Below are 26,338 nucleotides of genomic sequence, written 5' to 3'. Positions count from 1 at the left end.
ACAAAAGTGTAACTCCTTCCCCACTTCTCTCGTAACATGGTAATCACAAAAATATTCCTTTATCACTTTATAATCCAAAAGTCCTAAAAAAGTACTATTTCTCCTGAATTTTACATGAATCTACACACTTGACACAAAATACCAAACTGAAGGAGGGGGAAAGATGCCGTCATTTTTTAAAAAGAATGAAAGACACGAACAGGAAGTCTCCTTTCCTGAGAATGCGATCTTAGAGTTAAAGCATGAAAATATAAGTGGTGACGTAGAACAAACAGTAGAAGAGTTTAAGCAAATATACGAAAATGATATCGATTTTTCAACGAGAAGGTTTCATTTATTTGGTGAAACCCTATCTGTTGTGCTTTATATGAGCAGCCTCGTAGACCAAGAAAAGTTGGATAGAGATATTATTAAACCTCTTCAAGAGACAAGACTTAGTCAGGACTACATTCCATCAAAACTCAGTGCTAATAGTCTCACGTCCGGCCTACTTGAAGATGTGCTCTATCATTGTTCAGGAACATCCGAGTCAAGACTATCAACTTTATTGTCTGGTCTCTTGAGAGGGAAATGTGTCGTTTTAATCGAGGGTTCCGATCAAGCTCTTTTTCTTGATGCATTCAAGCCTGAAAAGCGGAGTCTTGAACAACCTGAGACTGAACGGGTAGTTCGAGGTCCTCGTGATGGGTTTATCGAACAAATTATGACGAATGTATCCCTGCTCCGCTATCGATTGCCTGTTCCTGAGTTCAGAATCGAGCAAATAGAGGTTGGTAGGCGTACAAAAACAAGAGTGGGAATTTGTTATATTGAGGGAATTGTCAACAAAGAGTTATTGAATGAGGTGAAAAAGCGTTTAGATCGGATTGATATCGACCGTATCCTGGATGCGGGATATATAGAGCAGTTTATTGAGGATAACCCTCGGTCGCCATTTCCACAAGTTCAAAGCACAGAACGGCCAGACAAAGCGGTAGGTAATTTACTAGAAGGTAGAATTGTACTTATCGTAGATGGTTCTCCGTTTGTTTTGATTGTACCCGCCACTTTCAATCAATTTTATCAAACGAGTGAGGATTATAATGAAAGATTCTTAATAACAAGTGCTATTCGACTGATTCGTTTTATGGCTCTTATATTCTCTTTAACATTTTCGTCCTTTTATGTAACGGTACTTTCCTATCATCCAGAGATGATTCCAGCAAAATTTGTAGTCGCTGCCTCAAGCGGACGTTCAGGGGTTCCCTTCCCAGTGTTTATTGAAGTGTTCTTGATGGAGGTAGCGATGGAAATATTACGTGAAGCAACCGTCCGAATGCCTCAGCAGGTGGGTGGAGCGCTATCGATTGTGGGGGTGCTTGTGATTGGACAAGCGGCTGTGTTAGCTGGATTCGCTAGTCCAATTACAGTTGTCATTATCGCATTATCAACGATTGGGTCGTTCGCTACACCTTCGTATAATGCAGCAACAGCTTTTCGGATGCTGCGTTTTCCCTTAATCATTCTCGCTGGAACCTTTGGATTACTTGGTTTAGCGTTTGGGGTTATTTTCATCCTCAATCATATGCTATCACTACGTTCCTTTGGTCTTCCGTATATGGCACCTATTGCCCCAGGGAATTTTACGGGCATGAAAGATTCATTCATTCGCGCTCCACTTCGATGGTTAAAGAATCGGCCAGCAGAGATAAAACCTCAGGATGTAAAAAGGATGGACCCTAAAGAAGAAAGGATTCCAAAGTCGTCATTGAATGGTCAAGAGGATGGTGATTCCAATGGATAAGCAAGGAGATAAAATTACAGCGGTACAATTGGCATTCATTGTAATCAGTTCTATCCTTGGTGTTGCAATGCTCGCCTTTCCGAGATTTGTGGTCAAGGGAGCGGGGATAGGAGCTCCATTTGCAAGCATAATTGGAGTTGGAATTACTTTCATCGGTCTTTTAGCAATTGTATATTTGGGAAAAAGATTTCCAAAGCATACCCTCATTACATACAACGAAATAATCTTAGGGAAATTTATTGGTCGTATTTTTAGTATAATGATTATTCTATTTTTTACCGTAAACATGGGCCTTGAAACACGACAATTTGCTGAAGTAGTAAAAGGCGCACTTCTACCAACTACACCCATTCAAATTGCCATTTTTATGATGATTTTCTTATGTGCAACAACTGGGTTTCAAAATGTTTCAACCTTTGCCTATATCCATTTTTTCTATATGCCGTTGATCATTTTTCCATTCGCACTTGTCTTACTTCCAGCCTTTGGAGACATTGAGGTGTATCACATTACTCCATTTTTGGGTAACGACCCAACTTGGAGAGAATTTTTAAAAGGAAGTATTGCGGTTACACAGTCGATGTTAAGCTTTTTCATTATCACAATGGTCATCCCCTATATGAAACAACCAGAAAAGTGTTTGAGAGGTGGAGTCTGGGGACTTCTGATAGCCGGTTTTATTGTCATTTTTATTGTGTTCATGACGGTGGGTGTATTTGGAGATGAGGATATTCTCCAAATGATTTGGCCAACATTAGTTCTAGGTAAAATGATTACTGTTCCTGGTGAAATTTTAGCAAGGGTGGATGCAATTTTGGTTATTTCCTGGATATATGGCGTTTTTACGACACTTCTATCCTATTATTTTATAATTGTTCGCGGAATAGGGGAACTTTTTCGATACTACAATTACCGGGTGATCGCAGTAGCAGGTTTTCCGGTTGTTTTTTGTATCGCCATTTTTCCACAAAATATTTATCATATGTATGATTATATATTGCTAGTAACAATGTATGGCCTTCTGTTAACGATTGTATATCCTGTGATCCTTTTAGGATTTGCAAAGCTGCGTAAAAAAGGAGGAGTTTCAGCATGAAAATGATACGAGTTTTTATGCTCCTTCTTGTATTTATTCTTTTTTTAACAGGATGCTGGGACAGGTATGAACTGGAGGACCGTGCAAATATACTGGCACTTGCAATTGATCTTGCTGAGGGGAAAGATAACGCAGAGGTAACACATCTTGACGGAGACTTTCCTGAAGGGAAAAAGGATATTTTATATAAGGTTACTGCCCAAATCGCTTTACCTGGAAAAATCAAGCTTGGCCCTGAAGGCGGTGGAGGGCAAGGATCTGAGAAAACAGTGTGGTTATTAGACACATATGGTCATACGATAAAGGATGCCATGTCCAATCTCCAGCAACAGCTTGCTGAAAAGTTATATCTTGGGCATCTACAGATTATTGTGGTTTCCGATGAAGTTGCGAAGAAGGGGATTAAAGATATAAGTGAATTTTTAAAGCGTGATAACGAGGTCCGAAGAACAGCCTGGATGGCTGTTAATAAAAAAGATGCGGCAAAAGTTTTGAGAACAGCGCCACCACTTGAAACAGTACCAGCACTTTATTTAGCAGATACATTAGATAATGCGGTACGTTTTGGAAAGCTACCAAGGGAATATCTCGGGAACTTTTGGATAGATGTTTTAGATAAAGGGATTGACCCAGTACTGCCGGGGGTAAAAGTCATTAACAATGATCGAATTATGGTGGATGGAATCGCTTATTTTCGAGGTGAAAAAATGGTGGGTCTAACATCCCCGATTGAAATAGGTGCCTTTATGGATATGAAAGAGAAGGCCTCCGGCGGTTACCCTTTAAGTATTTCTCTAGATGATAAGAGTGTTTACATGATTCAAACTCAAGAACGAAACTCTAAAATAAAAGTCGATGTAAAAAACGGAATACCAAGAGCAACAATTCATGTAGAAATAGATGCCATTCTTGAGGAAGCCATTGACGTAACCTTAAGCGGCGACAAAATGAAGCAAATCGAAAAAGCAGCCAATAAAAAAATGGATGAAGTCAGTAGCGAATTCATCAAGGAGCTTCAGGGGCACGGGGCAGATATCCTTGGTCTAGGCGCTAGAGTCAGAGCCAAATTCGGAACGTATTGGGACGAGGAAGTAAAAACCGATGAAAAGTGGTCTGACATTTACAAAGAAATGGATATTAAAGTGACTTTTGACTATACCATCCGGCGAACCGGGATGAATTGGGAGTAGAGGGAGCAATTACAAAGGTGCAGGCTAATAGGTCAATAAAAAAAAGACTACGAGCTTTTTTATTTCTGGGCTTATTTTATAAAAGGATTACCATTCATACATATTAGAGGTAATTTATGGGGATGGTATTTATAGTATTTCGACTTTGGAGGTTACTTATGAAGGAAAAGGGAACCCAGATAAGGTTAACTGCCGGTGAGATAGCGCAGCTTTGGGTGCAATACTTAAATGATAGTGGTAGCAAATGTGTCCTCGCATACTTCTTAGAAAAGGCGGAGGACGAAGAGATCAAACCTATCATTGAATATGCTCTGGGGTTATCTACATCCCACATAGAAATAATTGCTGCTATACTGACTGAGGAAAAACATGTAGTTCCTTATGGTTTTAAAATGGAAGAAGATGTTGATTTAACAGCTCCAAGATTGTATTCCGACGGTTTTGTGCTAAATTATATAAACCAGATGTCAAAAGTCGGTCTTACCTTATATGGAGCAGCTGTAGCAACATCTGTAAGAAATGATATAAAAACATATTACATGGACTGCCTTACGAAAACAATGGAATTATATAAACGCTCTACGGATTTATTATTATCCAAAGGATTGTTTATACGATCTCCCAGCCTTCCTAATTTAGAAAAGATTGAATTCGTAAAAAAGCAAGGGTTTATGTTTGATGTTTTAGGAGAAAAAAGACCGTTGATTGCTGCAGAAGTCGCTAATTTATTTGCGAATCTGCAAAGAAATGCCCTTGGAGTAGCTGTACTCACTGGATTTAGTCAGGTTGCACAGGATAAGGATGTTAAAAAATTCTTTTTAAAAGGCTTAGAAATAGGAAATAAACACATTACATTATTTAGAGGAAAGTTAGAGGAAAGTAAGCTCCCTGTACCGATGGGATGGAATTCAGAAATAACAAACAGTACCGCCAAAACTTTTTCAGATAAACTCATGATGTTCATGACATCTGGCTTGATTTCCATGAGTGTTGGATATTACGGTACAGCTGTCAGCCAAAGTCCTAGAGCGGATCTTGCTTCAATGTATAACAGGCTATCTTTAGAGGTTCAACTGTATTCTGAAGATGGAGCAAATATTTTGATAAAAAATGGCTGGATGGAACAGCCTCCAATGGTAGCCGATCGTGATGAATTAATCAGAAAACAGAAATAGTTTCTATATTTAAGCCCTTCTCTTATAAGCGAAAGGGCTTGTTTTGTATGATTTACATCATGCTACACGATGCATTCCATACTGGTGAAAATAGATGAAAGGCTTTTGTTAGTAGGGGATTATCTTTAAAATGTAGAAAAATTATGCGTGGATATATCTGTAAAAATTGCTCTTAAAAGGATTTTTTATTTTGTTTTGAATATTCCTTGACATGAATATTCCTTATCGGGTATATTTTAATAAAGATAGATATTACATGATAGGCTTTATATCTGAAACCTGGAAATGGAACAAAATAAAGGGTTTATAAAAACAAAAGTTGGGAGATGATTCAAAATGAACCTACATACCTTCAGTGCCCTGGCTGAGCCCAACCGCCTTGATATCGTTGACCTATTACTAGAAGGACCACTTCCGGTCAGCGAAATAGCAGAAAAGTTAGAATTAAAGCAACCGCAAACCTCCAAGCATCTTCGCGTGCTCTGTGACGCTGGGTTAGTTGAGGTTCAGCCAATAGCGAATCGCCGAATTTATAGGATAAAACCAGAACCGTTTCAAGAGATAGATAAGTGGTTGAACTCCTATAGGCGATTGTGGGAAGACAGGATGGATAGGTTGGACGATTATCTAAATATATTGCAGGGCAAAAAGACATTGAATTAACGAAAAAATTTAGTAAGGAGTGAAAATGAATGATTCGTAATTTAGGTCAAGTGATGTTGTACGTCAAAAATCAAGATCAAGCTCGTGACTTTTGGACGGAAAAAGCAGGGTTTAAGGTAGTTGCAGAAGAGGATAACGGTCAAGGTATGAGATGGATTGAAGTGGCCCCTGAAAATGCGGAAACAAGTATCGTTATTCACAATAAAGATTTCATTGCTCAAATGGAACCGGAATTAAATTTAGGTACCCCCTCTTTGATGTTCTTTACTGACAATGTCGAACAATTATATTCAAACTTAAAAAGTAAAAATGTCAAGGTCGGAGATATCGTTGAGATGCCTTCTGGAAAAGTATTTAATTTTGCCGACGATGAGGATCATTACTTTGCTGTTATGGAAAGGAATTAAACACTACAATTGATGATCTAGCCCTAAGTAATTCAAATACTACTTAATTGGGGGAAAGTTGATAATGTCAAAAAATGCAATGATTACAAGAGTAGAGAATGATCGGATACTAATTCTAGAACGCATATTCAATGCACCGCGAGACCTTGTATTCACTATGTTTAAAGAGCCTGAGCATCTCAAAAATTGGTGGGGACCTAAAGGCTGGGAACTTCCGGTTTGTACTGTTGACTTTAGACCAGGCGGTATTTGGCACTACTGCATGAAATGTGTTGACCGGAATCAAGGACAATTTTATGGAATGGAGTCCTGGGGGAAAGGAATCTACAAGGCTATAGTTGTACCGGAGTTAATTATGTATACAGATTATTTCTCGGATGCTGATGGCAATATTGATGAGAAATTGCCTTCAACTGAGGTCACGTTGGAATTCATCGATATGGACGGAAAGACGAAACTAGTTAATCGGGGAGAATATATTTCTGCTGAAGCTCTCAAGACCGTTATGGATATGGGTATGGAACAAGGTATCACCGAAACTTGGAATCGCCTAGAAGAATATTTAAGTCAAATAAGATAAGAATTATCACTTTTTTAAGGAAGGAAGATGGAAAGTATGGGAGTTCAAAATATTTTTGTGAATTTGCCAGTTAAAAATCTGGAAAAGACCATGGAGTTTTTCTCAAAATTAGGTTTTGAGTTTAATCCCCAGTTCACCAATGAATCAGCCACATGTATGGTTATTGGCCAAAATTTGTATGCCATGCTTTTAGTAGAGGAGTATTTTAAATTTTTTACAAAAAAAGACATTCCCGATACGGCCAAAAGCGCAGAAGCTATTATCGCTTTGTCGGTTGAAAGCAAGGAAGAAGTGGATGAGCTTGCAGAAAAGGCATTGGCAGCCGGCGCAAAGCCCACAAGTGAGCCGCAGGACCACGGCTTCATGTACTCACGGAGCTTCGCCGACCTTGACGGTCATTTATGGGAAGTATTTTTCATGGAGCAAAGGGATAGCTCTCCTGATTCCAAACAATGAAATAGACAAGATAGAAACAAGAGACGGTTCAGGTACTTTAAAGAGTACTGAACCGTCCTTTAGCTTAAATGATAAAAAGGGTATTCGGGATCGGATATTTCATGGACGGTAGAAGAAGTGCGCATTTCTTATGTATAGACCTGATTGTTTTAGAATTAAATTTCACTGTTTTTTAAATTGGAAATACAGATATTCACTTTAATGCTGGAGATGATCCGTTTGATTTTGCTACAAAAAGCTTTGAGGCAGCAAAAGCAGCAAGGCTATTCGGAAAATAAGCTGTATAATAATATTCGAATCTCTGTTGGTCGGGAGGCGATTCCTTTTAAAAGGTATCGCCAATTTTCTCATATTCAACTAGAAAGACTTTATTAAGAGGATTATTCAAAGCTTGAAAATTAGTATTAATAGGTCTATTGTCTCGTTACTAAGCAGGAATATAATGAACAATGTCGAAATAGTAATATAACAACATACGGTAATAAACCAAAGGGAGGCATAAGACAGTGGATAAATTATGGATCAACTCTTCAAAATAAGATATTTTTGAGGAGGAAAATGAGTGAAAATTAATTTTACTAATAGTAAAAATATAAATAGAGAACAACTAGAGAGATTATATAATGATGTAGAATGGTATGCTTATACACAAGATTTAGAAGTTCTTCAACAGGCAATAGAGCAGTCATTAGAAGTTGTAACTGCTTGGAATGGCGAAGAATTAATTGGATTAATACGTATAATTGGTGATGGATTAACAATTATCTATATTCAAGATATTCTTGTGTTAAATGCTTATCAAAATCAAGGAATTGCTACTCAACTGATGCAACAGGTTCTGGAGAAATATAAAAATGTTCGTCAAAAAGTTTTATTAACCGAAGAAGCTCCTGATGTAAGACATTTTTATGAAAAAAATGGTTTCGAATCTTGTGATAAGGGTTCATTAGTAGCATTTGCGAGGTTGAGTTAGGGGATTTATTCAAAGATAAGAAATAAAATACAAAAACGTTGCATCGATAATATGGTGCAACGTTTTTTTTAGAAGATTTTTCAACAAACCTGAAAGTTATTCTCATCAAAATAAAGTTGACAATGGTACAGCATAATTTGTTATGGTTTATCCCGTTCTTATGCTGCTGCGTTGGTTAGTGAGGATATCCTCGATCGTTTCAAATGATACCGTTTTAATGTTTCGGTTGGATACAAATGAGAATAACAAAATTATTTAGAATTTCAATCAAATAATTTAAGGGAGTATACAGATGTTTAAAAAATGCATTTTTGATTTAATTAATAGTAAACAAGATACTATAACCCCTTTAGTGGTTATGATGTGTGGTGTGTCTGGTTCTGGGAAAACTACATTCTCACGAAAATTAGAAAAAGAAGGTTTTATACGTCTTTCAATTGATGAAGAAATATGGGCCACTCATGGTCGTTGGGGAGTCGATTTTCCTATTGAAAAAATTGAGGAATATAAGAAAGATGCAGAAAGAAAATTACGCAACCGTTTAATAAAGTTAATTTACGAAAAACAACAGGTTGTCCTTGATTTTAGTTTCTGGAATCGTGTTAAAAGGAACCAATATAAAAAACTTATTGAGGATTCAGGAGGGAACTGGAAACTTATCTATTTAAAAGTTCACCCAGATGATTTACGTGAACGACTGAAATTACGCAACAACCGTTTGGATGCAAATTCATTCCCGATTTCAGAAGAAATGTTATCGTCTTACCTTAATGGCTTTGAAATACCAAATGGTGAAGGAGAAATTGTTATCGAAAATTAGACCTATCTACACCTCAATTATTTTCCACAACCATATTCATTAGGTATACTACTTTGCCGAGTATCTATTTCCAATCATTATGTGATGACAAGAAGATAAAAGAAAAATTTAAAGCAATTGAGAAGAAGCCAATTGCAATTAATTGTCCGGTAATATTCTTAGTTTTTTGAGGAACAATAAATGCTAAAAAGAAATAAAAAGGATACAAAGCGAGGAGTATTATGAAAAAGGTTGCAATTTTTTCTTTAAGTCTTCTTATATTGTTTGTTCCATCACAAGTATTGGCTCAACCTAAAATACCTATTTTAGTCTATCATTCGATTGACGAATTTAAAGGGCATGGTTCTAAGGAATTATATGTAACACCGAAGAATTTCGAGAAACAAATAATTTATTTAAGAGACCATGGCTACACATTGTTAACTTTTGATCGTTGGCAAGACATTGATAAAGTAAACAAGCCCATTTTCATTACCTTTGATGATGGGTACAAAGACAATCTGAATGCATTTGATATTTTTCAAAAACTTACAAACGAATATTTTAAACCATCTGGAACCATTTTTGTTATTTCTGACTTTATCGGTCGCTCCAACCGGTTATCAAAATCCGATTTAAAAATGATGGCTGATTCAGGGATTTTCTCCATCCAGTCTCATACAGCTACACATCCTGATTTGACGAAAATAAAAGATTATGAATATGAACTGAAAGGATCTAGAGTTAAAATTCAAAAAATAACGGGCAAACCAGTTATTGCTCTTGCATACCCGTACGGCAATTTCAATAACAAGGTCGTAGAAGAAACGAAGAAATACTATTTATTTGGAATTACGACAACTCCTGAACTATTTTCTGAGAAAGGCATAAAAGACGAAGTATATCTTTTACCGCGAATCTATATCAAGTATTCAACCACTCTTGATGACTTTGCAAGAATCGTTGAAGGAAAATGAAGGCGATTACGATACGGGTAATCGTTTTTTCTGTTTGATCCAATAAGATTGGACGTAAGGTCACCATCGATTCTTCTTACAAATAACCGTGCTATCTAACATTTTTGTCACAATGAGAAAAATTAAGTGACTCTTCAACTAATGTATTTAATAATAATAGAATAAAGGTATGGGTACTTTACAACACATGTTATTGTTCCAAATTACTTGTATTTGTTCTAACTGAATCACAAAAAGGCAATACGAGTGCATGATAAGATAAAAAGAAGTTTAAAATTGGGGTGATAGGGTGTCAGTTAAAGGTCTTAATCATTTTTTATTTTCAGTTTCAAATTTAGAAGATTCCATTGGATTTTATAAGAATGTATTCGATGCAAAGTTGTTAGTAAAGGGAAGAAGCACTGCCTATTTTGATTTAAATGGGATATGGATTGCCCTTAATGTGGAAAAAGAAATTCCTCGAAATGAAATTAGCTACTCATACACTCATATTGCTTTTACAATAGAAGATAAAGATTTTGATAAGATGTACCATAAACTCAAGAAATTCAATGTAAACATTCTACCAGGTCGTACAAGGGACGAAAGAGATAAAAAATCAATTTACTTTACTGACCCTGACGGACATAAGTTTGAATTTCATACGGGTACATTACAAGACAGGCTGGATTATTACAAAGCAGAAAAATTACATATGGAGTTTTATAGTTAGTGATTTTCGTGTGAAAGTATGGTCTTTGTTTTTAAAAAATGGAGGTGCTTATGTGGAAAAAAAGATCGAGTATACGATACAGCCCCCAGAAGATTTCGAGCAATTATGGAATTTATACGAGTCTTTAGGTTGGAATTCCTTAAAGTTAAGCGTGAGTGATTTAGAAAGAATGTGTATACAGAGCTGGTATGCAATTTATGCTTTTGATGAGCAACAATTAGTAGGCATGGGACGTGTCATTTCGGATGGTGTTATTACCGCCATTATATGTGGAGTGGGTGTTCTGCCAAGTTATCAGTCCAAAGGAATTGGGAAAGAAATAGTAAACCGAATCGTAACACATTGTGAGCAAAATAAAGTAATTCCTCAACTTATGTGTGTAGAAGGTTTGGAGCCTTACTATACAGAATTGGGGTTTAAGAAATTCTCCATTGGTATGACAAAAAGTAGGAAGCGATGATATACTAAGCGACAGAAATAACAAATTTTTTTAGTTTGAATATGGAGGACAAAATGGGAGAATCAGAGTTTATCTATATACTTAAAATGATTATTATAGGAATCGTTCAAGGTTTTACAGAACCTATTCCTGTGTCGTCTAGTGGCCATGTCATGATTGCGAGTGAAATATTGGGGCTGGGTGAACAAGGATTTACTTTTGCTATCTTAACAAATACCGCTTCACTACTAGCGATCGTATTTATCTACAGGCAAGATATTGGACGGCTTATCATGAATACAATTAATTATTTGAAAACGAGAGAACAGCGTTTTAAAAGTGACTTTCTCTTTGCTTGCTACATCGTCATAGGAACGATTCCTGCTGGAGTCCTTGGTTTTTTGTTAAGTGATTATATTGCAGAAAATGTTAGTATGACAACAATTGCTTTGATGTTATTCATAACAGGTATTGCGTTATGGTTGATTCGTAATATGAAAGGATATAAGGAGGATCGCGATCTTACAATGAAAGATGCGTTCATTGTAGGTTTAGGTCAGGCTGTTGCCTTAACTCCCGGAATTAGTCGCTCTGGTGCCACCATTATTTCATCGATTGCTGTTGGAATGAAACAAGAAACTGCGCTTCGGTTTTCATTTATGTTGTATATTCCAGTAAGTTTAGGAGGGGTTATCCTTGGCTTTTCCGATTTTATGAATGAATCGAATAAAGCCGACCTGGCCGTTCCATATTTAGCAGCATTTATCGCAACACTTTTCATGACTTATTTTGCGATGAGATGGTTTATGGGAATTATGAAGAACGGAAAACTAGTTTATTTCACCTATTATTGTTTCATCGTTGGTGCATTGCTGCTAATCTTCTTCTAAAAAACACAAAAGCAGGTGTTAAAATAACACCTGCTAAAAATCATGGAATCAGCTCAAATACAGTACCTAGATTTAATTCACTTACATTCATTGAACTATAAACGCCTAAAAATAATCTAGTTTGGTCTAGACTCGTTCCCAAGCTTACGTAATAAGCAGATTGAGAACCAAAATCATAATCGATTTCGATCACTTGAAAATCGCTTAGCTTACATTCTGGTCTTACCGTCGTATAAGCTAAAGCACCTCTTACCGGAGTTAGAGATTCCTCCTTCCGGGCAATGTCCGTAAACACCACACTTCCTGTTAGAGAAGGGATTCCTTTCCCCATATATGGTTGGACACCTGTAAGTGCAGTTCCCGCAAACTTATCGGAGCGTGCATCTTTATGAAAGTAACTAGTTAATGGCTGAATCCGCCTCACTGAAGTCTGAATAGCTTCATTGTAATTAGCCATCACTTTTTCATCCAAATGTGGATTTTCATTGCAGCTTCTTATTATCGAAGTAGGAAAAGCACCTTCCCACCCTCGCCAACCAAAATTTATAAATCCATCTTGATTAGTTGACATGTCCCCTTGTCGCACAATTTGAGTGACTGGGATTGGTTTGTAATGAACGAATGAAAAAATTGATTCTACTAAATCCTGTCCGACATTCCCCACATATTTAATATACTGATTGTGATACCTTTGAAACGAAATCCCTGGTATGTTGCGAACGCCTTTGGCCATGACCGTAAGTGTTTCCTGAATAGGTACCGGTAGTTCGTTGAAACGTGTGACGACGGGGGGATTATCAATAGATGAATGTTTACCAACATCTATTTCTATGATTTTACCCGCGATTTCCATTTCATCTTGACTTAAATTAAACGGGTCATAGCCTAATCCACCATCTCCGGTTGTTAAAATGAGCTTTCCTGTTTCAGGTGAAAAGTTTAAGCTATTGACACCATTATGATTAAAAAATGGTCTTCTTAGGTTAAGTATCGTCCGTCGTTTTTGAGGTTGACCATTCGAATGAAAGATCCATTCTTCAACCGTATCAATATGATCATATTGAGTGTCTCTATTTGTCCATCTTAGGTTTAACGTTTTAGGATCACACGGGTTCGGTTTAAAAGATTCAGAAAGAGCACCTGGACCTTGTGTGCCGGCTACTGAATAATGAAGATAAAACAAACCGTTGTTAAAAAATTGGGGATGAAACGCTAGTCCTAGCAATCCACGTTCATCATATCCACGACCAGATACACCAGGTTCAGAAGTACCTAGTTTTAGAGTTCGAGAGCGAATATCTAAAAAAAGTCTAATTTCACCGTTTCCTATGTAAAAGATTTCTCCAACCTGTGTTGCAATAAATAGTCTTTCGGTGAAGTCACCTGGAAGTATAGTGGATTTTATAACAGTGGGTAAATTGATCCGATTTACTACGGGACGTAAACGAACTTTAACTTTTCTCAACAAACTTTACACCCCTTCTCATCGTTTTCTTTTATCAGAATATGATTAGGAAGGTTCTAATAGTACCTATTGGCTGTTCGGAATCTTAAGGGTGTGGCAAGACATGTAAATGTCCTAAAAAAGGTCAGCTTATCTTTATTCAATTACTGGTATAATCTTCTTTCTACCTGCATCTACCTATTATGGGGGTGTAAGATGAGGTCATTATTCAAAAAAGTAACATCTAGCGTGTGGGGAGAGGAACTAATCCCAACAACTGATAGGTATTCTAAGACAACGCGGATTGTTGTCGGTTCCATATTAGGTTCATTAGCCGTTGTTTTTCAATCGGCGGGGATATTTACGGGTATTGGTTATGTCCTGAGCATGATGAGTACGGGGCCGCTTGTGCTTGCTAGCCTCATGTCACTCAGGATAGGTGTGATGACATACTTCGTAACTATTTTTCTATTAGCCCTCCTCCAGCCAAGTGAGCTATTGGTGTTCATATTTACTACAGGTTTATTAGGACTCAGTTTAGGTATTGGTCTTAAGTATGTAAAGAAAAGCCTATTTATTATTCTATTTGCGGGACTATGTTTGACACTAGGAATAAGTTTTTTATTATATGTAGTAAAGTTTCCAATACTTGGACCATCGGTAACATCTCATTTTAATAGTATAGTGATTCTCGGGACGTTTGCCTTTTCCTTATTGTATAGCTGGATTTGGAAAAAAGTGAGCATCTCTGCTTTTAAAGTCCTCCATACGTTTTTTACCCGAAGATAGTGGGAGGGGAAAGCAACATAAGCAAAATCAAACTTCTTCAACAAAAGAGACAGAATTCCTTAGATCATCCATAGGATGGTCTTTATTTTTTGCTCATTTCTAAAGATTGTGCCATTAAAACTAAGGGTGATTTCCGCTCCTGGTACTCGCTTTCCGCGGGCGATCCGCAAGCCTCCTGAGGCCTACACGATGTAGGTCACGAAGCCGTTGCCACAGGACGTGGCGCTCTTAGGCTTCGAACATTAATTGGTCTCGCTTGGCTCGCTATTCCCGCAGGCCGTTGAGTTTGCTTCCTCCAAACTACACCGCACGAAGAAAATGCTGGCATTTTCGAGGATCTCGTACCATCCGCTGAGATCACTGGAAGGATAATAACTACTAATTCCTTTCGTACAAAGATATCCAAAAACAACAATCTTTACGAAAACAGCCGTATATTTTATAAGGATTTTTTGGTAATTTATGTTAAAATTAAACTACAAATCCCATATGCCGAAATAGCTGAAATATAGGTGTTTATGGGGGAAGACTGTTATTCAGACGAGTAGATTACGGAAAGGAATTTATCCATGAAAATAAGACTTGCTGAGGCAAAAGATATTAAACAATTAATAAGAATGAGATGGGATTTCACAATTGAGTATGATGATAGTAAAAAGAATGAATCATACGATGACTTTGAAAAGGAGTGTCGACTATTTTTAGAGAAAGCAATGAATAGTGGTCAATGGTTCATCTGGGTTGCGGAGGATCATGGGAAAATTACTTCTCATATTTACATAGAATTGATTCAAAAAGTTCCACGCCCAGGTAGAACAACCTATCCATTTGCGTATATGACAAATGTTTATACCGTTCCGGAATATAGGAATGCGGGTATTGGAAGTAAAGTACTAAGCACAATCAATGAATGGATTAAAGAAAACAATTTTGAATTTGTTATTGTATGGCCGAGCGATGAAGCGATTCATTATTATAAGAAAAATGGATATGTTCATTGTACGGAGCCTATGGAGTATTTTCCTTCTTGAAATACCTGCTTCGCGGCATATTTGTTATCAGATGCTCTACTAATCATAGGTGGTTAAGTGAATGTTTAAAGGGGGAAGTTTGGTGGAGAAAGCCATCTTAAATTATGATGATTTACTAGAAATGTTGGATGACTTTTTACGAGAGCCAAAGGAGTTTTGGGAACATTTTTATGAGGATCGAACGAAGGAGATTCCTTTTTTTAAGGTAAATGGACCAGATGAGAATTTAGTAGAGTACTTTAATAACGGACTTGCTCCTAGACGTGTGTTGGAAGTAGGATGTGGACCCGGGAGAAATGCGATTTATATGGCTAAAAACGGTTGTAAAGTAGATGCTTTAGATATTGCTGAAAACGCAATAAATTGGGGAAAGGAAAGAGCAGATGAGGAAGGAGTAAATATTGATTTTCACTGCACATCTCTTTTTGACTTTGAATTCGAGCCACATTCTTATGATTTTATTTATGAATGTGGTTTATTTCATCATTTAGCACCCCATAGACGTTTAACCTACATGGAAATCATAAAAAAAGCATTAAAGCCAGACGGACATTTTGCACTTGTTTGTTTTAATACAGATGGAGCATTGGCCACATCTGACTGGGATGTTTATAAAGAAAAAAGCCTAAAAAGAGGAATAGGCTATACGGAAGAGAGACTTAGAAAAATATTTGAAACGGACTTTACTATTAAGGAATTTAGGAAAATGAAAAAGATTATACAACCAAATGACGTATTAGGAGAAGATTTTCTCTGGACGAGTTTAATGCAGATAAAAAATTAAAGTAAAAAATAGCATTATTCGACCTATTGAATTGAGTTATTAAGTTACTTTGTATTTAGTTTGACAAGGGGGGATATGGTTGAAAAAAGTATACTTAGGGTTTTTAACAACAATGCTTATTATATCCATATTAACAGGGTGTACAAAACTTGAACCAATGACTTTCGAGGAAATATACTCGGACGATTTATCGGAAGTGTCCAAAATAGAGATTAGACATGGAAGCGGAGAATTAAAAAGAATTACAGATAAATCAATTATTAACCCGTGGTTAGAAAGTATTAAAGGAATCGTGTTTGATCCTTCTACTAACCAAGATGGGGAGGTTGGATATATTTATAATGTGGACCTTTTCGAAGGGGAAAAATTAAAACTTTCCTTTTCAACAACACAAATAAATGATGTTTATTATAAAGAAAATGAACAGATTTTGGAGAAATTACATTCGTTATTTAACGGAAATTAAAGATATTAGCTTCAATAACTTCTTTTCAAACTTCGATAAAAGGGGATACCAAAATGGACTATCGGATCGTGAATCTTGATTTTGATTTAAAAATTATAGGAAAAGGTAAGGTAGTCAAAACAAGTAGAGCCTTTAAAACAATTCCTACGCTTTGGAGTAGTGCGAAAAAAGATGGATTTATGCAACAATTGATTGATATGTCCTGGGAAGAACCGAAATGCACACTAGAAAGTCTCTTGGGCATTTGTGGAAACGAGGCAGTCATTATGGATGAAGAATTTACATACTTTATGGGTGTCCGATATGATGGGGAGGTTCCAAATGATATGGAAACTCTCTCTATTACTCACAGGACATGGGCTGTATTTCCGGGTATTGTCAATGCTTGGAAACGATTATACACAGAGTGGATTCCAACTTCTGGATATGAACTTACTGATATACCTTGTATTGAGTGTTTTTATCCACCAAAGCATAAACCTAGAAACGAACTTTGGGTTCCTGTAATTCCTAAATCAATACATAATACAAAGAAAGAATTGGACACATGAATGTTGAAGAGGTGTGAAAATTGAAAACGAGAAAAGATGTAATTGAATACTGTTTGAACTTGGAAAACACTTATGAAGATTATCCATTTAATGATAAAAACTGGACATTAATGCGACATAAAGAAAACAATAAAGTTTTCGCATGGATATTTAATAAAGAGGACCATATTTGGATTAACCTGAAATGTGAACCCGATTGGTTGGATTTCTATCGACAGAATTATTCTTCAATAGTTCCTGCTTTTCATCTTAATAAAGATCATTGGAATTCCATTATTCTTGATGGTACCATTCCAGAGGGAATTATATATGATCTGATTGGACGTAGCTATCATCTAACGAAGCAAAGGTAGTTTCCAACTTCTAATGATAAAATAAAGAGGTAAAAAGGTCTAATTTATACAGATAGACCAAATAAGGGAGATTTATTCTTTGTTCATTTTTTATCATGAAATTTGCTGATAGCAGCAGTTGCAACAGCTGCTGCGAAATCGCCAATTACACGTAAAATACCAATAATAACTTCCACTTAATCAGCTCCTTTATATATAAGTTAATTCAGGAAGAATTAACGCTTTTTTGTTTTAAGTTGTTAAGCTAACATACCAGTATTCTTGTTGGGATTTTAAATGAATTTTCGGATAAAAAGGTATATAACAATGGAAACAACCGCAAAAATAAATTTAACTATTTTACCATTCTTGTTTATCGCTGATTCAATAAATAGTACTGCCGCCAATAAAACCCATATCTTCTCAAGAAAAAATATCCCAATTAATGTAAAGAATGAAAATCCAAATATCGGAAGTATCATAATGAATGATAAGATAAAAAGTGCACCTAAATAGGATAGTCTTGTTTTAAGCGAATATCGTTTATAATATGAGAATGCTAAGAAGCAAATAACAATGAATAAGGAAATCCAATGTATTATCATCTATAATCCTCCACACTAAATATAAATTGATAGTAAAATTATATTTTTTGTAATAACCAATAATGCAGTGAAGTAACCCATGGTTCAATCCTTACTTCTGGGATATTTCTTTGTTCCAAAATGTCCCCCCCTTTGTTTTTGTATTCCTGACTGTACTGTAGTGGTTGGGTAATTGTCTAATAATTCAAAATGCTAACGACTTATATTTTATACATATATATTTTTTAGTCAATTTATTTTTTATATACGATGGCAAATCATACTGAAGATAAGGGTTCTTTTGTTGAATAAACATATATAAACGTAGGCTATTGAATGTCGTATGATTGTTTCATAGACAAATGAGGAGGTTATTGGAGTTTATAGAAATTATTAATTTAGCCAAACAGTCAAAAATTCATTAATAGGAGTGAGAAAAGGTGGAACTTAAACAACAAAGGAAAGGGAAATTTGGGCAAACTATTCAAGTACGTTTAGTCTCTGATTTTAAAGTATCGCAGAAATATTACCGTGATGTACTTGGATGTAAAATTGATGATTGGGGGCACGCGGAACGAGACGGAATGACTATTATTCTTCAACAGTCAATTTCCCCAGAAGATGTACGACCAAACGCTATATCAAAAAAGCGTATAGATTATCCTACAGATTGGGAAGGTCCAGAATTTGGATGGGACACGTTTATTCATGTTAGTTGGGATGACTTGGACTCCCTAGTTGAAGAAATTCGAGGAAAAGGTGGAAAGATTGCAGTCGAGCCATTTACAGGTACACACGGCAAATGGGAGTTTAAAAATACCTGCATAAAAGACCCCGATGGATACAATATCGTATTAGGTTCTATGCGAGAAATTTAGTATTAATCTTAATTCGTTTTCACATATCTAAATAATAAATCATTTTTTGTTCAACTAGAGGATGTAAGAGTTCAACAAGGGGCGTTAAATGGATGGTCATTTTAAAAAGAGTGCTATAAAAACAGTGTGTCATATTAAGTGGGCAGTATGATCACGAACGTAAAGGGGTGGAGAAGACCCTACGCTGTTACTATCTTCTATTGGAATAGCTAGTATAGGAGACTTTATTAAACGCAGGAGGATTAAAAAATGGACCATCCAGTTATATGCACGGAAAGGTTAATGTTAAGAAGAATGACTAAAGATGATACTCGAAATTTGATGGAAATCTTTTCAGACCCTGTAGCAATGAGGTATTATCCTTCGACTAAGAACGAAAATGAAACAATGGAATGGATTAATTGGACACAAAAAAATTATGATGAATATGGAGTTGGTTTGTGGATTGTTGAAGATAAAGTAACTGGGGAATTTCTAGGGCAATGCGGGATTGTACCACAAGAAGTAGATGGTGTAATGGAGATGGAGATAGGTTATTTATTTGTCCGGCGTGCTTGGGGAAATGGATATGCAACAGAAGCAGCTTTAGCCTGTAAGAATTACGGATTTGAGCAATTAAAATTAAGTAGGATGGTCTCATTGCCTGATGTAAACAATATTCCTTCAACTAAAGTAGCAGAACGAATTGGTATGCGTGTGATGAAAACAATAAACAAATGGGGAAAAGATGTGTATGTTTACTCTGTGTCGATTTAAAATCAATGGTTAGATTGAAGAGTGTAAAGGATTACACTTGAAATTTTGAGGGTTTAGTCATGTAGAGGCTGTCCCAAAAGTCAATATTAAGACTGGTACAGCCCCTTTGTTTTGGTTTATTCCGTTCGAATGTATGTGTAGTTAGGATCATTTTACCTTATTAGCTTCCAATGCTACCGTTTTCCTGCTCCCCAATAGATACATTAACAAAATAATAATCATAAAAGCTGCAGAGTAACTAAAAGTCATGCCATACCCAACACTTTTAGCTAAGAACCCAAGACCTACTGATCCAATAGCTAGTCCAGAGTCTATAAAAATAAGTAGCATAGAATTTGCAGTTGCTTTTTTCTCAGGTGGAACAAGAGTTAATGCCCACGCTTGGATAATTGGATGGATGATGGCAAATGCGATTCCAAATAATACACCTGAAACCCAAACCATCCACATAGTCGTAGAGAAGCCTAATAAGATTAATCCTCCAGCCCCTGAAATAGCGGCTGGAATAATAAGGATTCTGTGACCGAACCTATCGAAAATTCTACCGGAAAAAGATCGAACTAATACCATTGCAAGCCCTTGTGCGATAAAAAACTGAGAAATTTTTCCGCCAACATTTATCTCTTTTCCAAACGCCCCCATAAAGTTGACTGTCCCTGCAATTGTAATATAATTTAATGCTACCAGAATACATGGAAGAAGGACGCGCTTATCGAACATGTACCTATAGAAAGGTTCATTCTTTGTCGCCTGTGGATTTTCTTTTTCTTTAATAGCCGTATTTTTTGTGAAAAAACTGCAAACAAATGAAAAAGACATAAGCCCGAGAGTTAACACCATCATGGAATGGAATGAATACTTTGCAAGATAAGAAATGGCGATCAGTGGCCCCATTGTAGTCCCAACACTTGTAGACATTGCGAAAAATACAATGCCCTCACCTAACCGAGATTTAGGAACAATTTGACTTGATATCGTAAAGACTAAAATCGTAAGCATACTAAAGCCAATACCTTGTAGTGCTCGAATGAATATCAAAAATCCGATAGAGTCGTTTACAAAAGTAAGAGCGATCGTGCCTAAAAAATAAAGGAGGGAAATAATGAGGAGCAATTTCATATTAACTTTTTGGATAATGACACTTGCAAAGAAGCGCGTAATTAGTGATGCAACCATTAATGTTGTGGTCATGATCCCCGCAATCGCAGGATTATCACTAATAGTTGAAACAAAGATTGGAAAACCTGCTGTAATCATATAAAAAGAAGCGAACATCACTAAAGACAATAAAATAATAATGACATATTGGTTTGTCCATAATTTACCTTTTACTTTACCCATGGAGTATAGGACCGCCTTTCGAGGCTATTTCTGAATATAGTGATGACTTTTACATGAGGATTGCTTTTTTATTCATTATAAATTTATTCTTCTCATTTTTTAAAAAAATATTTAGAGTTGTTTTCAATAAATTAATCGTGCTATTGCAAAAATACGAAGAATAAGATTTCTCTTCTTCAACCATTTGGCGAGTGTAAAAAAAGGACAGAAACCTTATTGAAGGATCTGTCCTTTTGCTTATTCTATTCCTTTGCCAGCATTGGTTCCCCTTGTTTCGGGCCTTTTAAATTGTATAAAGGCAGGATTACGAGCATACCGAATACAAATAAAATGGCTGCCAACTCGAACATGACAACGATTGAAAATGCCTCCTTTAAAACACCTGCAATACTCATCGTTAATACCATGGAACCTGTGAACAATGGACTAAGTGTTCCGTTCACTCGACCAATAAATTCAGCCTTGGTATTTTGAAGGATCATCGTGTTAATTCCAATTTGAATACAAGGGAAGAATAGCCCGTTAAAGAATTGGGCACCTAGTGTAATTGGCAAACTGGATGAAAAGCCAACAACTGCCATGCCAATCGCATTCGCTAACATTCCAATCATTAATAGTCTTTGTGGTGGAACTGCTTTGGAAAAAATAACAGAAACCGCGCCACCTACTATCATACCGATTCCGTTAGCCATTAGTAGCCATTGTAAATTTTCCTTTGGCAATATTAATTGTTCTGTTACCAGGAAGATTGTTAACGGTTGAATTAATCCTATTGCAAGCCCCGCTGCCATAAAACAAAGGCCCAGCAACTTTAGTTCTTTTTTGGAAAGGACATACCGAATTCCACTTTTCATTTCTTCAAGCAAAGTTGACCCCTTCTTCTCTCGTTCCATGGAATGGTCAGCAGGAATAAATGCCAGCATTGCCGCTGAAAGTAAGAACGCAACTCCAGTTATTGCAATAGACGTATCGATTCCAAATTGCTGAAACACAAAGGTTCCTAGCACCGGTCCAAACACCATGAACACAGCGAAAATCGTTTGGTAAATAGACATAGCTTGTTGGATGAGTTCATCATTTAGATGCATTTTGAATAATTTCATCCCAGAAGGCTGAGAAAATTGTGATAAAATGGCCGAAATTAGAGTGGCAAAAAAGATAATCTTCCACGATCCAATGACAAGGGTGATTAATACGGCAAACACTGAAACGGCACTTAAAATATCACACCAAATCATCGTTCTTTTTGGCCTCCAGCGATCAGCAAAGGTTCCGCCAATAAAGGAAAAGATGAAGATTGGTGCAAACTCTGCAACTGAAATCATCGACACTGCAAAAGCATCTCCATTTGTTTTTTCCATGACGAATAAAAGAACAGCAAAATTCCGAATCCAAATCCCGACTTGGAGAAATAGGGCGGAAAGGAAAATGGCTTGAACGAAACGATTTTTAAATAACTTTGACATAAAATTCCTCATTTCTGAATTTAAATTTCAGTTTAGGTGTTAATACGTAAAAACACACAAAAATTCCCATCCGTCATATTTGGATGGGAATCCTAAAAAAACATAGGAAAAGACATAGCACACACCTGTACTATTGCAACGATCTTCTTTTACCTATAAATAGATACACTAATCCCATTCAAATATGACATCGTATTTTACGAATGTACGTATGAAACCGGGATTAGTAGATCATCGCCCTATGGTCACCCTCTCGTATAGTAGTGTAATTATCTTACCTCAAGATTATTTGGCTTATCAAGTATTTATTTTATTAAGGACCATGTAATTTTCTTAACACTTAAAAGGAGAGTTTTTTGTTGAAGTTCTTTTAGTGGGAAAAACAATGTTGTGGTACTATCAAAGTATCTTTCATGGATATGGATTATACTTTTAAAAAACAATGAGGAGTAAATTATGTGCAGAAACATTCGAACATTATTTAATTTTGATCCCCCAGCTACCGACGAAGAGATTCATGCAGCATCTTTACAATACGTTCGAAAGATAACTGGCTTTAATAAGCCTTCAAAGATGAACGAAGAGGCATTTAATCAAGCAATCAGTGAAATTGCTTTGGTAACTAGAAATTTGTTAAATGCATTGGTGACCAGTGCAGAGCCTCGTAATCGCGAAGTAGAAGCTGAGCGTGCACGCATTCGTTCAGCTAAAAGATTTGGACCCAAATAAATGTAGACTTTCAACCCAAAAGCAAGCCCTCCTAGTAGTAAGGAGGGTTTCCCATCAAAACATATCCGGATATAGTAGCACCATAGCATCAGAAATAGTATCTGCCATCATTCTTGCCTGCTTTTCAATTTTGTCATATACATCAATGTCTTTTTGATAATCCTTATTGATCATAAAGACAGCTTCCTGTTTCGTTAAATCTAAGTGTTCATAGAACATTTTTCTAAACGTCTCTTCAGAAATATATGGATTCCCAGTACTTAAAAACTTCGCGATTGCATCCGCATTTTGATACCATTTCTTTTCAGCTGTCATAGCTGCTTGCTGGTCCCCAGCTAAGGCTGCTTTGACAAGGTCAGCTGCAATCAACAAATGTTCCTTAATTAAATTTCCATAAGCTGTTGCGGCAGCGTCCCCATATAAACGACGAATCATATTTCCCATGTCTGTTGCGTTTCTTAATAAACGTTGAAGAACAAACTCAATGTCAGGGAGCTTGAATATTAGACTAATAATCGCCATCCTTGTCCATGCCACATGCTCCTCCCAAAGGCTGCGCAAATCGTTCCGATAATCTACTTCAGCTTGGCTAATGCAACGATCCTTACTTAATTGGATATTTGGAACTTTAATAAACTCTCCCACTCGTAAATAATATGGGTTTATTCCCGGATTTGCTGTAAAAATATCCTCCACCGTTGTTTTATATGCTTGAGCCAACCTCCAAAGACTGTCCCCTGGCTGAACGGAATGTGTGTAGAAACGATTCAACTTTTGACCCTCCTTTTTAAATAAACAAGGTTTGATGTTTACTAGCATATTCGTAAAGAACCTTGTAGGTGAATGTCCTAAAAATTTAAGGGAATGGGAATTAGATAAAAGGTGATTGGATAAGTTTGGAGAACTAAATAAACAAAGACTTGAAAGGAGGAAAAAGATGAATAGACTGAACCTGATAACACTTGGCACAAAGGACATTGTGAAGGCGCACGAGTTTTTCAAAAAGCTAGGATTTGATACTTCCATTAGAGGTTCTGAATCGAATCCGGACATTATTTTTTTTAGAAATGAAGGCACGAGAATCGCTCTATATCCTATTGAAGAATTAGCACTGGATATTAACGAAGAAAATCCGCCAAAGATTGGAGATGGTTTCCCGGGGATTACTCTCGCCTATAATGCAAAAACCATGGAAGAAGTAGATGAGGTTTTAAAAAAGGCGGAGATTGCAGGTGCAAAAATAGAAAAAACACCCAAAAAGACTGATTGGGGTGGCTATGGTGGTTATTTTACGGACCTTGATGGCTACTATTGGGAAGTAGCTTACGGAGAATTATGGGAATTCGATGAATCAGATATGTTAGTTATTGAAGATCAGTAGGAGGAAAATTTATTGGCAACACTGGTAGAAATTAAAGAAGAAATCGTAGATGGGGGGAATGCCTAGAATTAATCCCAACTTCATAGGTTACAAGAATAAAAAGTGAAACACTACAGTGAGTCCAGCCAAAGGCCAACTCATATTTGGTTAAAAAGGTTTTGTTTCCTGGCTAACATGCAGGGTTCGTTTTGAACGATTAAAAATAGGGCATATTTTATGTAGATATCAAATTCCAGAAAGGGAGTAGAAAGCGTATGTTTAGTCAAGTAGGTCAAATCATGTTATATGTGAATAATCAAGATGAGGTAGTGAAATTTTGGACTGAAAAACTAGGATTTACTGTAATTGCTGAAGAGGATAATGGCCAAATGAGATGGATTGAAATTGCTCCAAATAAGGATGCAGAAACTAGCATCATTCTACACAATAAGGAATTCGTTGCGAAAATGTCACCTGGCTTAAATCTCGGTACACCTTCCTTAATGTTTTTTACAGAAAACCTAGAACAACTACATTCCGACTTATCAAACAAAAATGTAACAGTAGGCGAAATAGTAAATATGCCTTCAGGAAAGGTATTTAACTTTGCTGATAACGAAGAAAACTACTTTGCGGTTATGGAGAAAAAATAATTTTTAAATAGTCCCTACTTTGTGTAAGGGTAGGGACTATTTGTTGCTATACACTCAGAAATAAGATTAGAATAGAAGCCAGTAATGCGCTCCTAGTAGGGATTAGTATCCTCCGCCCATGAATGAAGCACCAACAATAATTAGTAGGATGAAGAGTACAACAATTAACGCAAATCCCATTCCGTGTCCGCCTCCGTAGCTCATAGATACACCACCTTTTTCAAAGATAACATAGTCTATGCATCATCAATATTGCCCGACATGGACAAGAGTGGAATTACAACACGATTAGTATCTCCGTCTATGATGCACAACTTCAGTTTTTCTAATTGGTTTGATAATGTGTCTTGGTACGTCTAACACATTTATACGATTAATCTCTACAACTGGATGGATGACTGGATGGACTCGTTTAACAAACTCATTTCTAACGTTAAATACCGGACGAGCAAAAACAGGTCTTGTACGATGCATTTTCATTTCACCTCCTCTTATCTTATATAAGATGAGGAAGTGATAGATTTTGAAACGGACAAATCCATTAGATTCTTATAAAAATAGTTTTATGAACTAGTAATAGAATTCATACCAAGCTAACTAGAATACCCTTCAAGAAAAGAAGATAGTCTAATGTACCTTAAAGGCTAAAATGATCTACCGTGAAATCCTCCGCCGGCAAATCCTCCACTGTGAAAACCATGGATACCTCCTCCACCTTGAAATCCATGCGATCCAAGAAATCCGTGTGCTCCATGATAAGCACCGACGGGGATGCCGCCAATGGAAGGTATTACTACTGATATGTTTGAAAGTGGTGTTAATTGTTGGATTGAAGGGGGATACCAATAACCTAGTCCATATGGGGGGAATCCTCCAGGTGAAAAATACGGGAAACCATAATACCATGGAAATAAAGGTTGTCGTACGTTCCTTGTTAATCTGAAATCGTTCATCATTCTAAACCTCCTTGATTAGTCTAATGTATTATATTTATGGTTTTAATGAGAGTGATGAAATAATGTGCTTCAAACAGC

At 36.5% G+C, this 26,338-nt stretch carries 32 protein-coding genes and 1 pseudogene; 25 read left to right on the top strand and 8 right to left on the bottom strand.

From position 1 onward, the window contains the following. Nucleotides 1-163 precede the first annotated feature (163 nt). The 14 genes from RGU12_RS20320 (at nt 164) to RGU12_RS20255 (ending at nt 12,140) form a co-directional block, all read left to right on the top strand. The gene (locus tag RGU12_RS20320; protein WP_309537666.1) at nt 164-1,783 is read left to right on the top strand and encodes a spore germination protein; all 1,620 of its coding nucleotides are present in this window, start codon (nt 164-166) and stop codon (nt 1,781-1,783) included. After that, nucleotides 1,776-2,879, top strand: coding sequence for a GerAB/ArcD/ProY family transporter (locus RGU12_RS20315; protein ID WP_309537665.1), 1,104 nt, complete (start codon nt 1,776-1,778; stop codon nt 2,877-2,879). Before RGU12_RS20320 ends, RGU12_RS20315 begins: the two co-directional genes overlap by 8 nt. After that, nucleotides 2,876-4,069: a Ger(x)C family spore germination protein gene (locus RGU12_RS20310; protein ID WP_309537664.1), complete on the top strand. Its 1,194-nt coding sequence runs from the start codon at nt 2,876-2,878 to the stop codon at nt 4,067-4,069. Before RGU12_RS20315 ends, RGU12_RS20310 begins: the two co-directional genes overlap by 4 nt. 158 nt (nt 4,070-4,227) lie before the next feature. Next, entirely contained in the window at nt 4,228-5,244 is a 1,017-nt protein-coding gene (locus RGU12_RS20305; RefSeq protein WP_309537663.1) for a DUF3231 family protein, read from the top strand. Nucleotides 5,245-5,580: 336 nt separating this feature from the next. Next, a complete protein-coding gene (locus RGU12_RS20300; RefSeq protein ID WP_309537662.1) occupies nt 5,581-5,907 on the top strand; it encodes an ArsR/SmtB family transcription factor in 327 nt (108 codons plus the stop codon). A 29-nt stretch (nt 5,908-5,936) separates the two neighbouring features. Further along, a complete protein-coding gene (locus tag RGU12_RS20295; protein ID WP_309537661.1) occupies nt 5,937-6,314 on the top strand; it encodes a VOC family protein in 378 nt (125 codons plus the stop codon). 64 nt (nt 6,315-6,378) lie between these two features. After that, nucleotides 6,379-6,894: an SRPBCC domain-containing protein gene (locus RGU12_RS20290; RefSeq protein ID WP_309537660.1), complete on the top strand. Its 516-nt coding sequence runs from the start codon at nt 6,379-6,381 to the stop codon at nt 6,892-6,894. A gap of 36 nt (nt 6,895-6,930) precedes the next feature. Then, entirely contained in the window at nt 6,931-7,350 is a 420-nt protein-coding gene (locus tag RGU12_RS20285) for a VOC family protein (RefSeq protein ID WP_309537659.1), read from the top strand. A 562-nt stretch (nt 7,351-7,912) separates the two neighbouring features. After that, on the top strand, nt 7,913-8,323 hold the full coding sequence (locus RGU12_RS20280; protein ID WP_309537658.1) for a GNAT family N-acetyltransferase: 411 nt from the start codon (nt 7,913-7,915) through the stop codon (nt 8,321-8,323). Nucleotides 8,324-8,615: 292 nt separating this feature from the next. Further along, nucleotides 8,616-9,143, top strand: coding sequence for a P-loop nucleotide/nucleoside kinase family protein (locus RGU12_RS20275; RefSeq protein WP_309537657.1), 528 nt, complete (start codon nt 8,616-8,618; stop codon nt 9,141-9,143). A 221-nt stretch (nt 9,144-9,364) separates the two neighbouring features. Continuing rightward, the gene (locus tag RGU12_RS20270) at nt 9,365-10,099 is read left to right on the top strand and encodes a polysaccharide deacetylase family protein (protein WP_309537656.1); all 735 of its coding nucleotides are present in this window, start codon (nt 9,365-9,367) and stop codon (nt 10,097-10,099) included. 289 nt (nt 10,100-10,388) lie between these two features. Then, nucleotides 10,389-10,811, top strand: a complete 423-nt coding sequence (gene fosM, locus RGU12_RS20265; protein ID WP_309537655.1) for a FosM family fosfomycin resistance protein — start codon at nt 10,389-10,391, stop codon at nt 10,809-10,811. A gap of 52 nt (nt 10,812-10,863) precedes the next feature. Then, nucleotides 10,864-11,271, top strand: coding sequence for a GNAT family N-acetyltransferase (locus RGU12_RS20260; RefSeq protein WP_309537654.1), 408 nt, complete (start codon nt 10,864-10,866; stop codon nt 11,269-11,271). 53 nt (nt 11,272-11,324) lie between these two features. Then, nucleotides 11,325-12,140, top strand: coding sequence for an undecaprenyl-diphosphate phosphatase (locus RGU12_RS20255; protein ID WP_309537653.1), 816 nt, complete (start codon nt 11,325-11,327; stop codon nt 12,138-12,140). 40 nt (nt 12,141-12,180) lie between these two features. Here RGU12_RS20255 and RGU12_RS20250 read toward each other — a convergent pair whose 3' ends face one another. After that, complete coding sequence (locus RGU12_RS20250; RefSeq protein ID WP_309537652.1) at nt 12,181-13,605, bottom strand: PQQ-dependent sugar dehydrogenase; 1,425 nt, start codon at nt 13,603-13,605, stop codon at nt 12,181-12,183. Between the two features lie 195 nt (nt 13,606-13,800). Between RGU12_RS20250 and RGU12_RS20245 the strand changes: the two genes are divergently transcribed. The 6 genes and pseudogenes from RGU12_RS20245 to RGU12_RS20220 all read left to right on the top strand — a co-directional run bounded on the left by RGU12_RS20245 (nt 13,801) and on the right by RGU12_RS20220 (nt 17,558). After that, entirely contained in the window at nt 13,801-14,373 is a 573-nt protein-coding gene (locus RGU12_RS20245) for a hypothetical protein (protein ID WP_309537651.1), read from the top strand. A gap of 569 nt (nt 14,374-14,942) precedes the next feature. Beyond that, complete coding sequence (locus tag RGU12_RS20240) at nt 14,943-15,404, top strand: GNAT family N-acetyltransferase (protein WP_309537650.1); 462 nt, start codon at nt 14,943-14,945, stop codon at nt 15,402-15,404. 82 nt (nt 15,405-15,486) lie between these two features. Further along, on the top strand, nt 15,487-16,188 hold the full coding sequence (locus RGU12_RS20235) for a class I SAM-dependent methyltransferase (protein ID WP_309537649.1): 702 nt from the start codon (nt 15,487-15,489) through the stop codon (nt 16,186-16,188). A gap of 79 nt (nt 16,189-16,267) precedes the next feature. Then, nucleotides 16,268-16,654, top strand: a complete 387-nt coding sequence (locus RGU12_RS20230; protein ID WP_309537648.1) for a hypothetical protein — start codon at nt 16,268-16,270, stop codon at nt 16,652-16,654. Between the two features lie 20 nt (nt 16,655-16,674). After that, nucleotides 16,675-17,205, top strand: a pseudogene (locus RGU12_RS20225) (GyrI-like domain-containing protein); the annotation flags it as partial. Between the two features lie 20 nt (nt 17,206-17,225). Next, nucleotides 17,226-17,558 carry an MmcQ/YjbR family DNA-binding protein gene (locus RGU12_RS20220; RefSeq protein WP_309537647.1) on the top strand — a complete coding sequence of 111 codons (333 nt, stop codon included), beginning with the start codon at nt 17,226-17,228 and terminating at the stop codon, nt 17,556-17,558. A 272-nt stretch (nt 17,559-17,830) separates the two neighbouring features. Here RGU12_RS20220 and RGU12_RS20215 read toward each other — a convergent pair whose 3' ends face one another. Next, nucleotides 17,831-18,142, bottom strand: coding sequence for a hypothetical protein (locus tag RGU12_RS20215; protein WP_309537646.1), 312 nt, complete (start codon nt 18,140-18,142; stop codon nt 17,831-17,833). 419 nt (nt 18,143-18,561) lie between these two features. On the opposite strand from RGU12_RS20215, the gene RGU12_RS20210 reads away from it, so the two are divergent. Beyond that, the gene (locus tag RGU12_RS20210) at nt 18,562-18,999 is read left to right on the top strand and encodes a VOC family protein (protein WP_309537645.1); all 438 of its coding nucleotides are present in this window, start codon (nt 18,562-18,564) and stop codon (nt 18,997-18,999) included. Between the two features lie 249 nt (nt 19,000-19,248). Further along, nucleotides 19,249-19,755 carry a GNAT family N-acetyltransferase gene (locus RGU12_RS20205; RefSeq protein ID WP_309537644.1) on the top strand — a complete coding sequence of 169 codons (507 nt, stop codon included), beginning with the start codon at nt 19,249-19,251 and terminating at the stop codon, nt 19,753-19,755. Between the two features lie 147 nt (nt 19,756-19,902). Here the strand turns inward: RGU12_RS20205 and RGU12_RS20200 are convergent, their stop codons facing one another. Together RGU12_RS20200 and RGU12_RS20195 are read right to left on the bottom strand one after the other, a co-directional pair. After that, a complete protein-coding gene (locus RGU12_RS20200) occupies nt 19,903-21,096 on the bottom strand; it encodes an MFS transporter (protein ID WP_309537643.1) in 1,194 nt (397 codons plus the stop codon). 242 nt (nt 21,097-21,338) lie between these two features. Continuing rightward, nucleotides 21,339-22,562 (bottom strand): MFS transporter, encoded by a 1,224-nt coding sequence (locus tag RGU12_RS20195; RefSeq protein WP_396232396.1) that lies wholly within the window; start codon nt 22,560-22,562, stop codon nt 21,339-21,341. Nucleotides 22,563-23,018: 456 nt separating this feature from the next. Between RGU12_RS20195 and RGU12_RS20190 the strand changes: the two genes are divergently transcribed. Then, complete coding sequence (locus RGU12_RS20190) at nt 23,019-23,291, top strand: DUF2277 domain-containing protein (protein WP_309537641.1); 273 nt, start codon at nt 23,019-23,021, stop codon at nt 23,289-23,291. A gap of 54 nt (nt 23,292-23,345) precedes the next feature. On the opposite strand, the gene RGU12_RS20185 is transcribed toward RGU12_RS20190, so the two are convergent. Further along, nucleotides 23,346-24,011 (bottom strand): LysM peptidoglycan-binding domain-containing protein, encoded by a 666-nt coding sequence (locus tag RGU12_RS20185; protein WP_483867256.1) that lies wholly within the window; start codon nt 24,009-24,011, stop codon nt 23,346-23,348. Nucleotides 24,012-24,228: 217 nt separating this feature from the next. Here RGU12_RS20185 and RGU12_RS20180 point away from each other — a divergent pair, with 217 nt between their 5' ends. Further along, nucleotides 24,229-24,672 carry a VOC family protein gene (locus RGU12_RS20180; RefSeq protein ID WP_309537639.1) on the top strand — a complete coding sequence of 148 codons (444 nt, stop codon included), beginning with the start codon at nt 24,229-24,231 and terminating at the stop codon, nt 24,670-24,672. 254 nt (nt 24,673-24,926) lie between these two features. Beyond that, a complete protein-coding gene (locus RGU12_RS20175; protein WP_309537638.1) occupies nt 24,927-25,304 on the top strand; it encodes a VOC family protein in 378 nt (125 codons plus the stop codon). Between the two features lie 102 nt (nt 25,305-25,406). Here the strand turns inward: RGU12_RS20175 and RGU12_RS20170 are convergent, their stop codons facing one another. The 3 genes from RGU12_RS20170 to RGU12_RS20160 form a co-directional block, all read right to left on the bottom strand. Continuing rightward, nucleotides 25,407-25,508: a YjcZ family sporulation protein gene (locus RGU12_RS20170; RefSeq protein ID WP_116353139.1), complete on the bottom strand. Its 102-nt coding sequence runs from the start codon at nt 25,506-25,508 to the stop codon at nt 25,407-25,409. An 84-nt stretch (nt 25,509-25,592) separates the two neighbouring features. Continuing rightward, nucleotides 25,593-25,784 (bottom strand): spore coat protein D, encoded by a 192-nt coding sequence (locus tag RGU12_RS20165; protein ID WP_309537637.1) that lies wholly within the window; start codon nt 25,782-25,784, stop codon nt 25,593-25,595. Nucleotides 25,785-25,948: 164 nt separating this feature from the next. After that, nucleotides 25,949-26,257, bottom strand: a complete 309-nt coding sequence (locus tag RGU12_RS20160; protein ID WP_309537636.1) for a hypothetical protein — start codon at nt 26,255-26,257, stop codon at nt 25,949-25,951. Nucleotides 26,258-26,338 lie beyond the last annotated feature (81 nt).

It is taken from the genome of Ferdinandcohnia sp. QZ13 (assembly GCF_031324165.1).
Lineage (GTDB): Bacteria > Bacillota > Bacilli > Bacillales > Bacillaceae_L > Ferdinandcohnia.
This window is presented reverse-complemented; position numbering and strand designations above follow the sequence as displayed.

Excerpts from the sequence above, each read along its gene's own strand:
- RGU12_RS20195 (WP_396232396.1), bottom strand. The coding sequence starts at position 22,562 with ATGTCAAAGTTATTTAAAAATCGTTTCGTTCAAGCCATTTTCCTTTCC.
- RGU12_RS20320 (WP_309537666.1), top strand. The coding sequence starts at position 164 with ATGCCGTCATTTTTTAAAAAGAATGAAAGACACGAACAGGAAGTCTCC.
- RGU12_RS20165 (WP_309537637.1), bottom strand. The coding sequence starts at position 25,784 with ATGAAAATGCATCGTACAAGACCTGTTTTTGCTCGTCCGGTATTTAAC.
- RGU12_RS20285 (WP_309537659.1), top strand. The coding sequence starts at position 6,931 with ATGGGAGTTCAAAATATTTTTGTGAATTTGCCAGTTAAAAATCTGGAA.
- RGU12_RS20160 (WP_309537636.1), bottom strand. The coding sequence starts at position 26,257 with ATGAACGATTTCAGATTAACAAGGAACGTACGACAACCTTTATTTCCA.
- RGU12_RS20290 (WP_309537660.1), top strand. The coding sequence starts at position 6,379 with ATGTCAAAAAATGCAATGATTACAAGAGTAGAGAATGATCGGATACTA.
- RGU12_RS20180 (WP_309537639.1), top strand. The coding sequence starts at position 24,229 with ATGAATAGACTGAACCTGATAACACTTGGCACAAAGGACATTGTGAAG.
- RGU12_RS20215 (WP_309537646.1), bottom strand. The coding sequence starts at position 18,142 with ATGATAATACATTGGATTTCCTTATTCATTGTTATTTGCTTCTTAGCA.
- RGU12_RS20240 (WP_309537650.1), top strand. The coding sequence starts at position 14,943 with ATGAAAATAAGACTTGCTGAGGCAAAAGATATTAAACAATTAATAAGA.
- RGU12_RS20205 (WP_309537644.1), top strand. The coding sequence starts at position 19,249 with ATGGACCATCCAGTTATATGCACGGAAAGGTTAATGTTAAGAAGAATG.
- RGU12_RS20305 (WP_309537663.1), top strand. The coding sequence starts at position 4,228 with ATGAAGGAAAAGGGAACCCAGATAAGGTTAACTGCCGGTGAGATAGCG.
- RGU12_RS20310 (WP_309537664.1), top strand. The coding sequence starts at position 2,876 with ATGAAAATGATACGAGTTTTTATGCTCCTTCTTGTATTTATTCTTTTT.
- RGU12_RS20255 (WP_309537653.1), top strand. The coding sequence starts at position 11,325 with ATGGGAGAATCAGAGTTTATCTATATACTTAAAATGATTATTATAGGA.
- RGU12_RS20200 (WP_309537643.1), bottom strand. The coding sequence starts at position 21,096 with ATGGGTAAAGTAAAAGGTAAATTATGGACAAACCAATATGTCATTATT.
- RGU12_RS20190 (WP_309537641.1), top strand. The coding sequence starts at position 23,019 with ATGTGCAGAAACATTCGAACATTATTTAATTTTGATCCCCCAGCTACC.
- RGU12_RS20295 (WP_309537661.1), top strand. The coding sequence starts at position 5,937 with ATGATTCGTAATTTAGGTCAAGTGATGTTGTACGTCAAAAATCAAGAT.
- RGU12_RS20175 (WP_309537638.1), top strand. The coding sequence starts at position 24,927 with ATGTTTAGTCAAGTAGGTCAAATCATGTTATATGTGAATAATCAAGAT.
- RGU12_RS20300 (WP_309537662.1), top strand. The coding sequence starts at position 5,581 with ATGAACCTACATACCTTCAGTGCCCTGGCTGAGCCCAACCGCCTTGAT.
- RGU12_RS20270 (WP_309537656.1), top strand. The coding sequence starts at position 9,365 with ATGAAAAAGGTTGCAATTTTTTCTTTAAGTCTTCTTATATTGTTTGTT.
- RGU12_RS20170 (WP_116353139.1), bottom strand. The coding sequence starts at position 25,508 with ATGAGCTACGGAGGCGGACACGGAATGGGATTTGCGTTAATTGTTGTA.
- RGU12_RS20275 (WP_309537657.1), top strand. The coding sequence starts at position 8,616 with ATGTTTAAAAAATGCATTTTTGATTTAATTAATAGTAAACAAGATACT.
- RGU12_RS20315 (WP_309537665.1), top strand. The coding sequence starts at position 1,776 with ATGGATAAGCAAGGAGATAAAATTACAGCGGTACAATTGGCATTCATT.
- RGU12_RS20245 (WP_309537651.1), top strand. The coding sequence starts at position 13,801 with ATGAGGTCATTATTCAAAAAAGTAACATCTAGCGTGTGGGGAGAGGAA.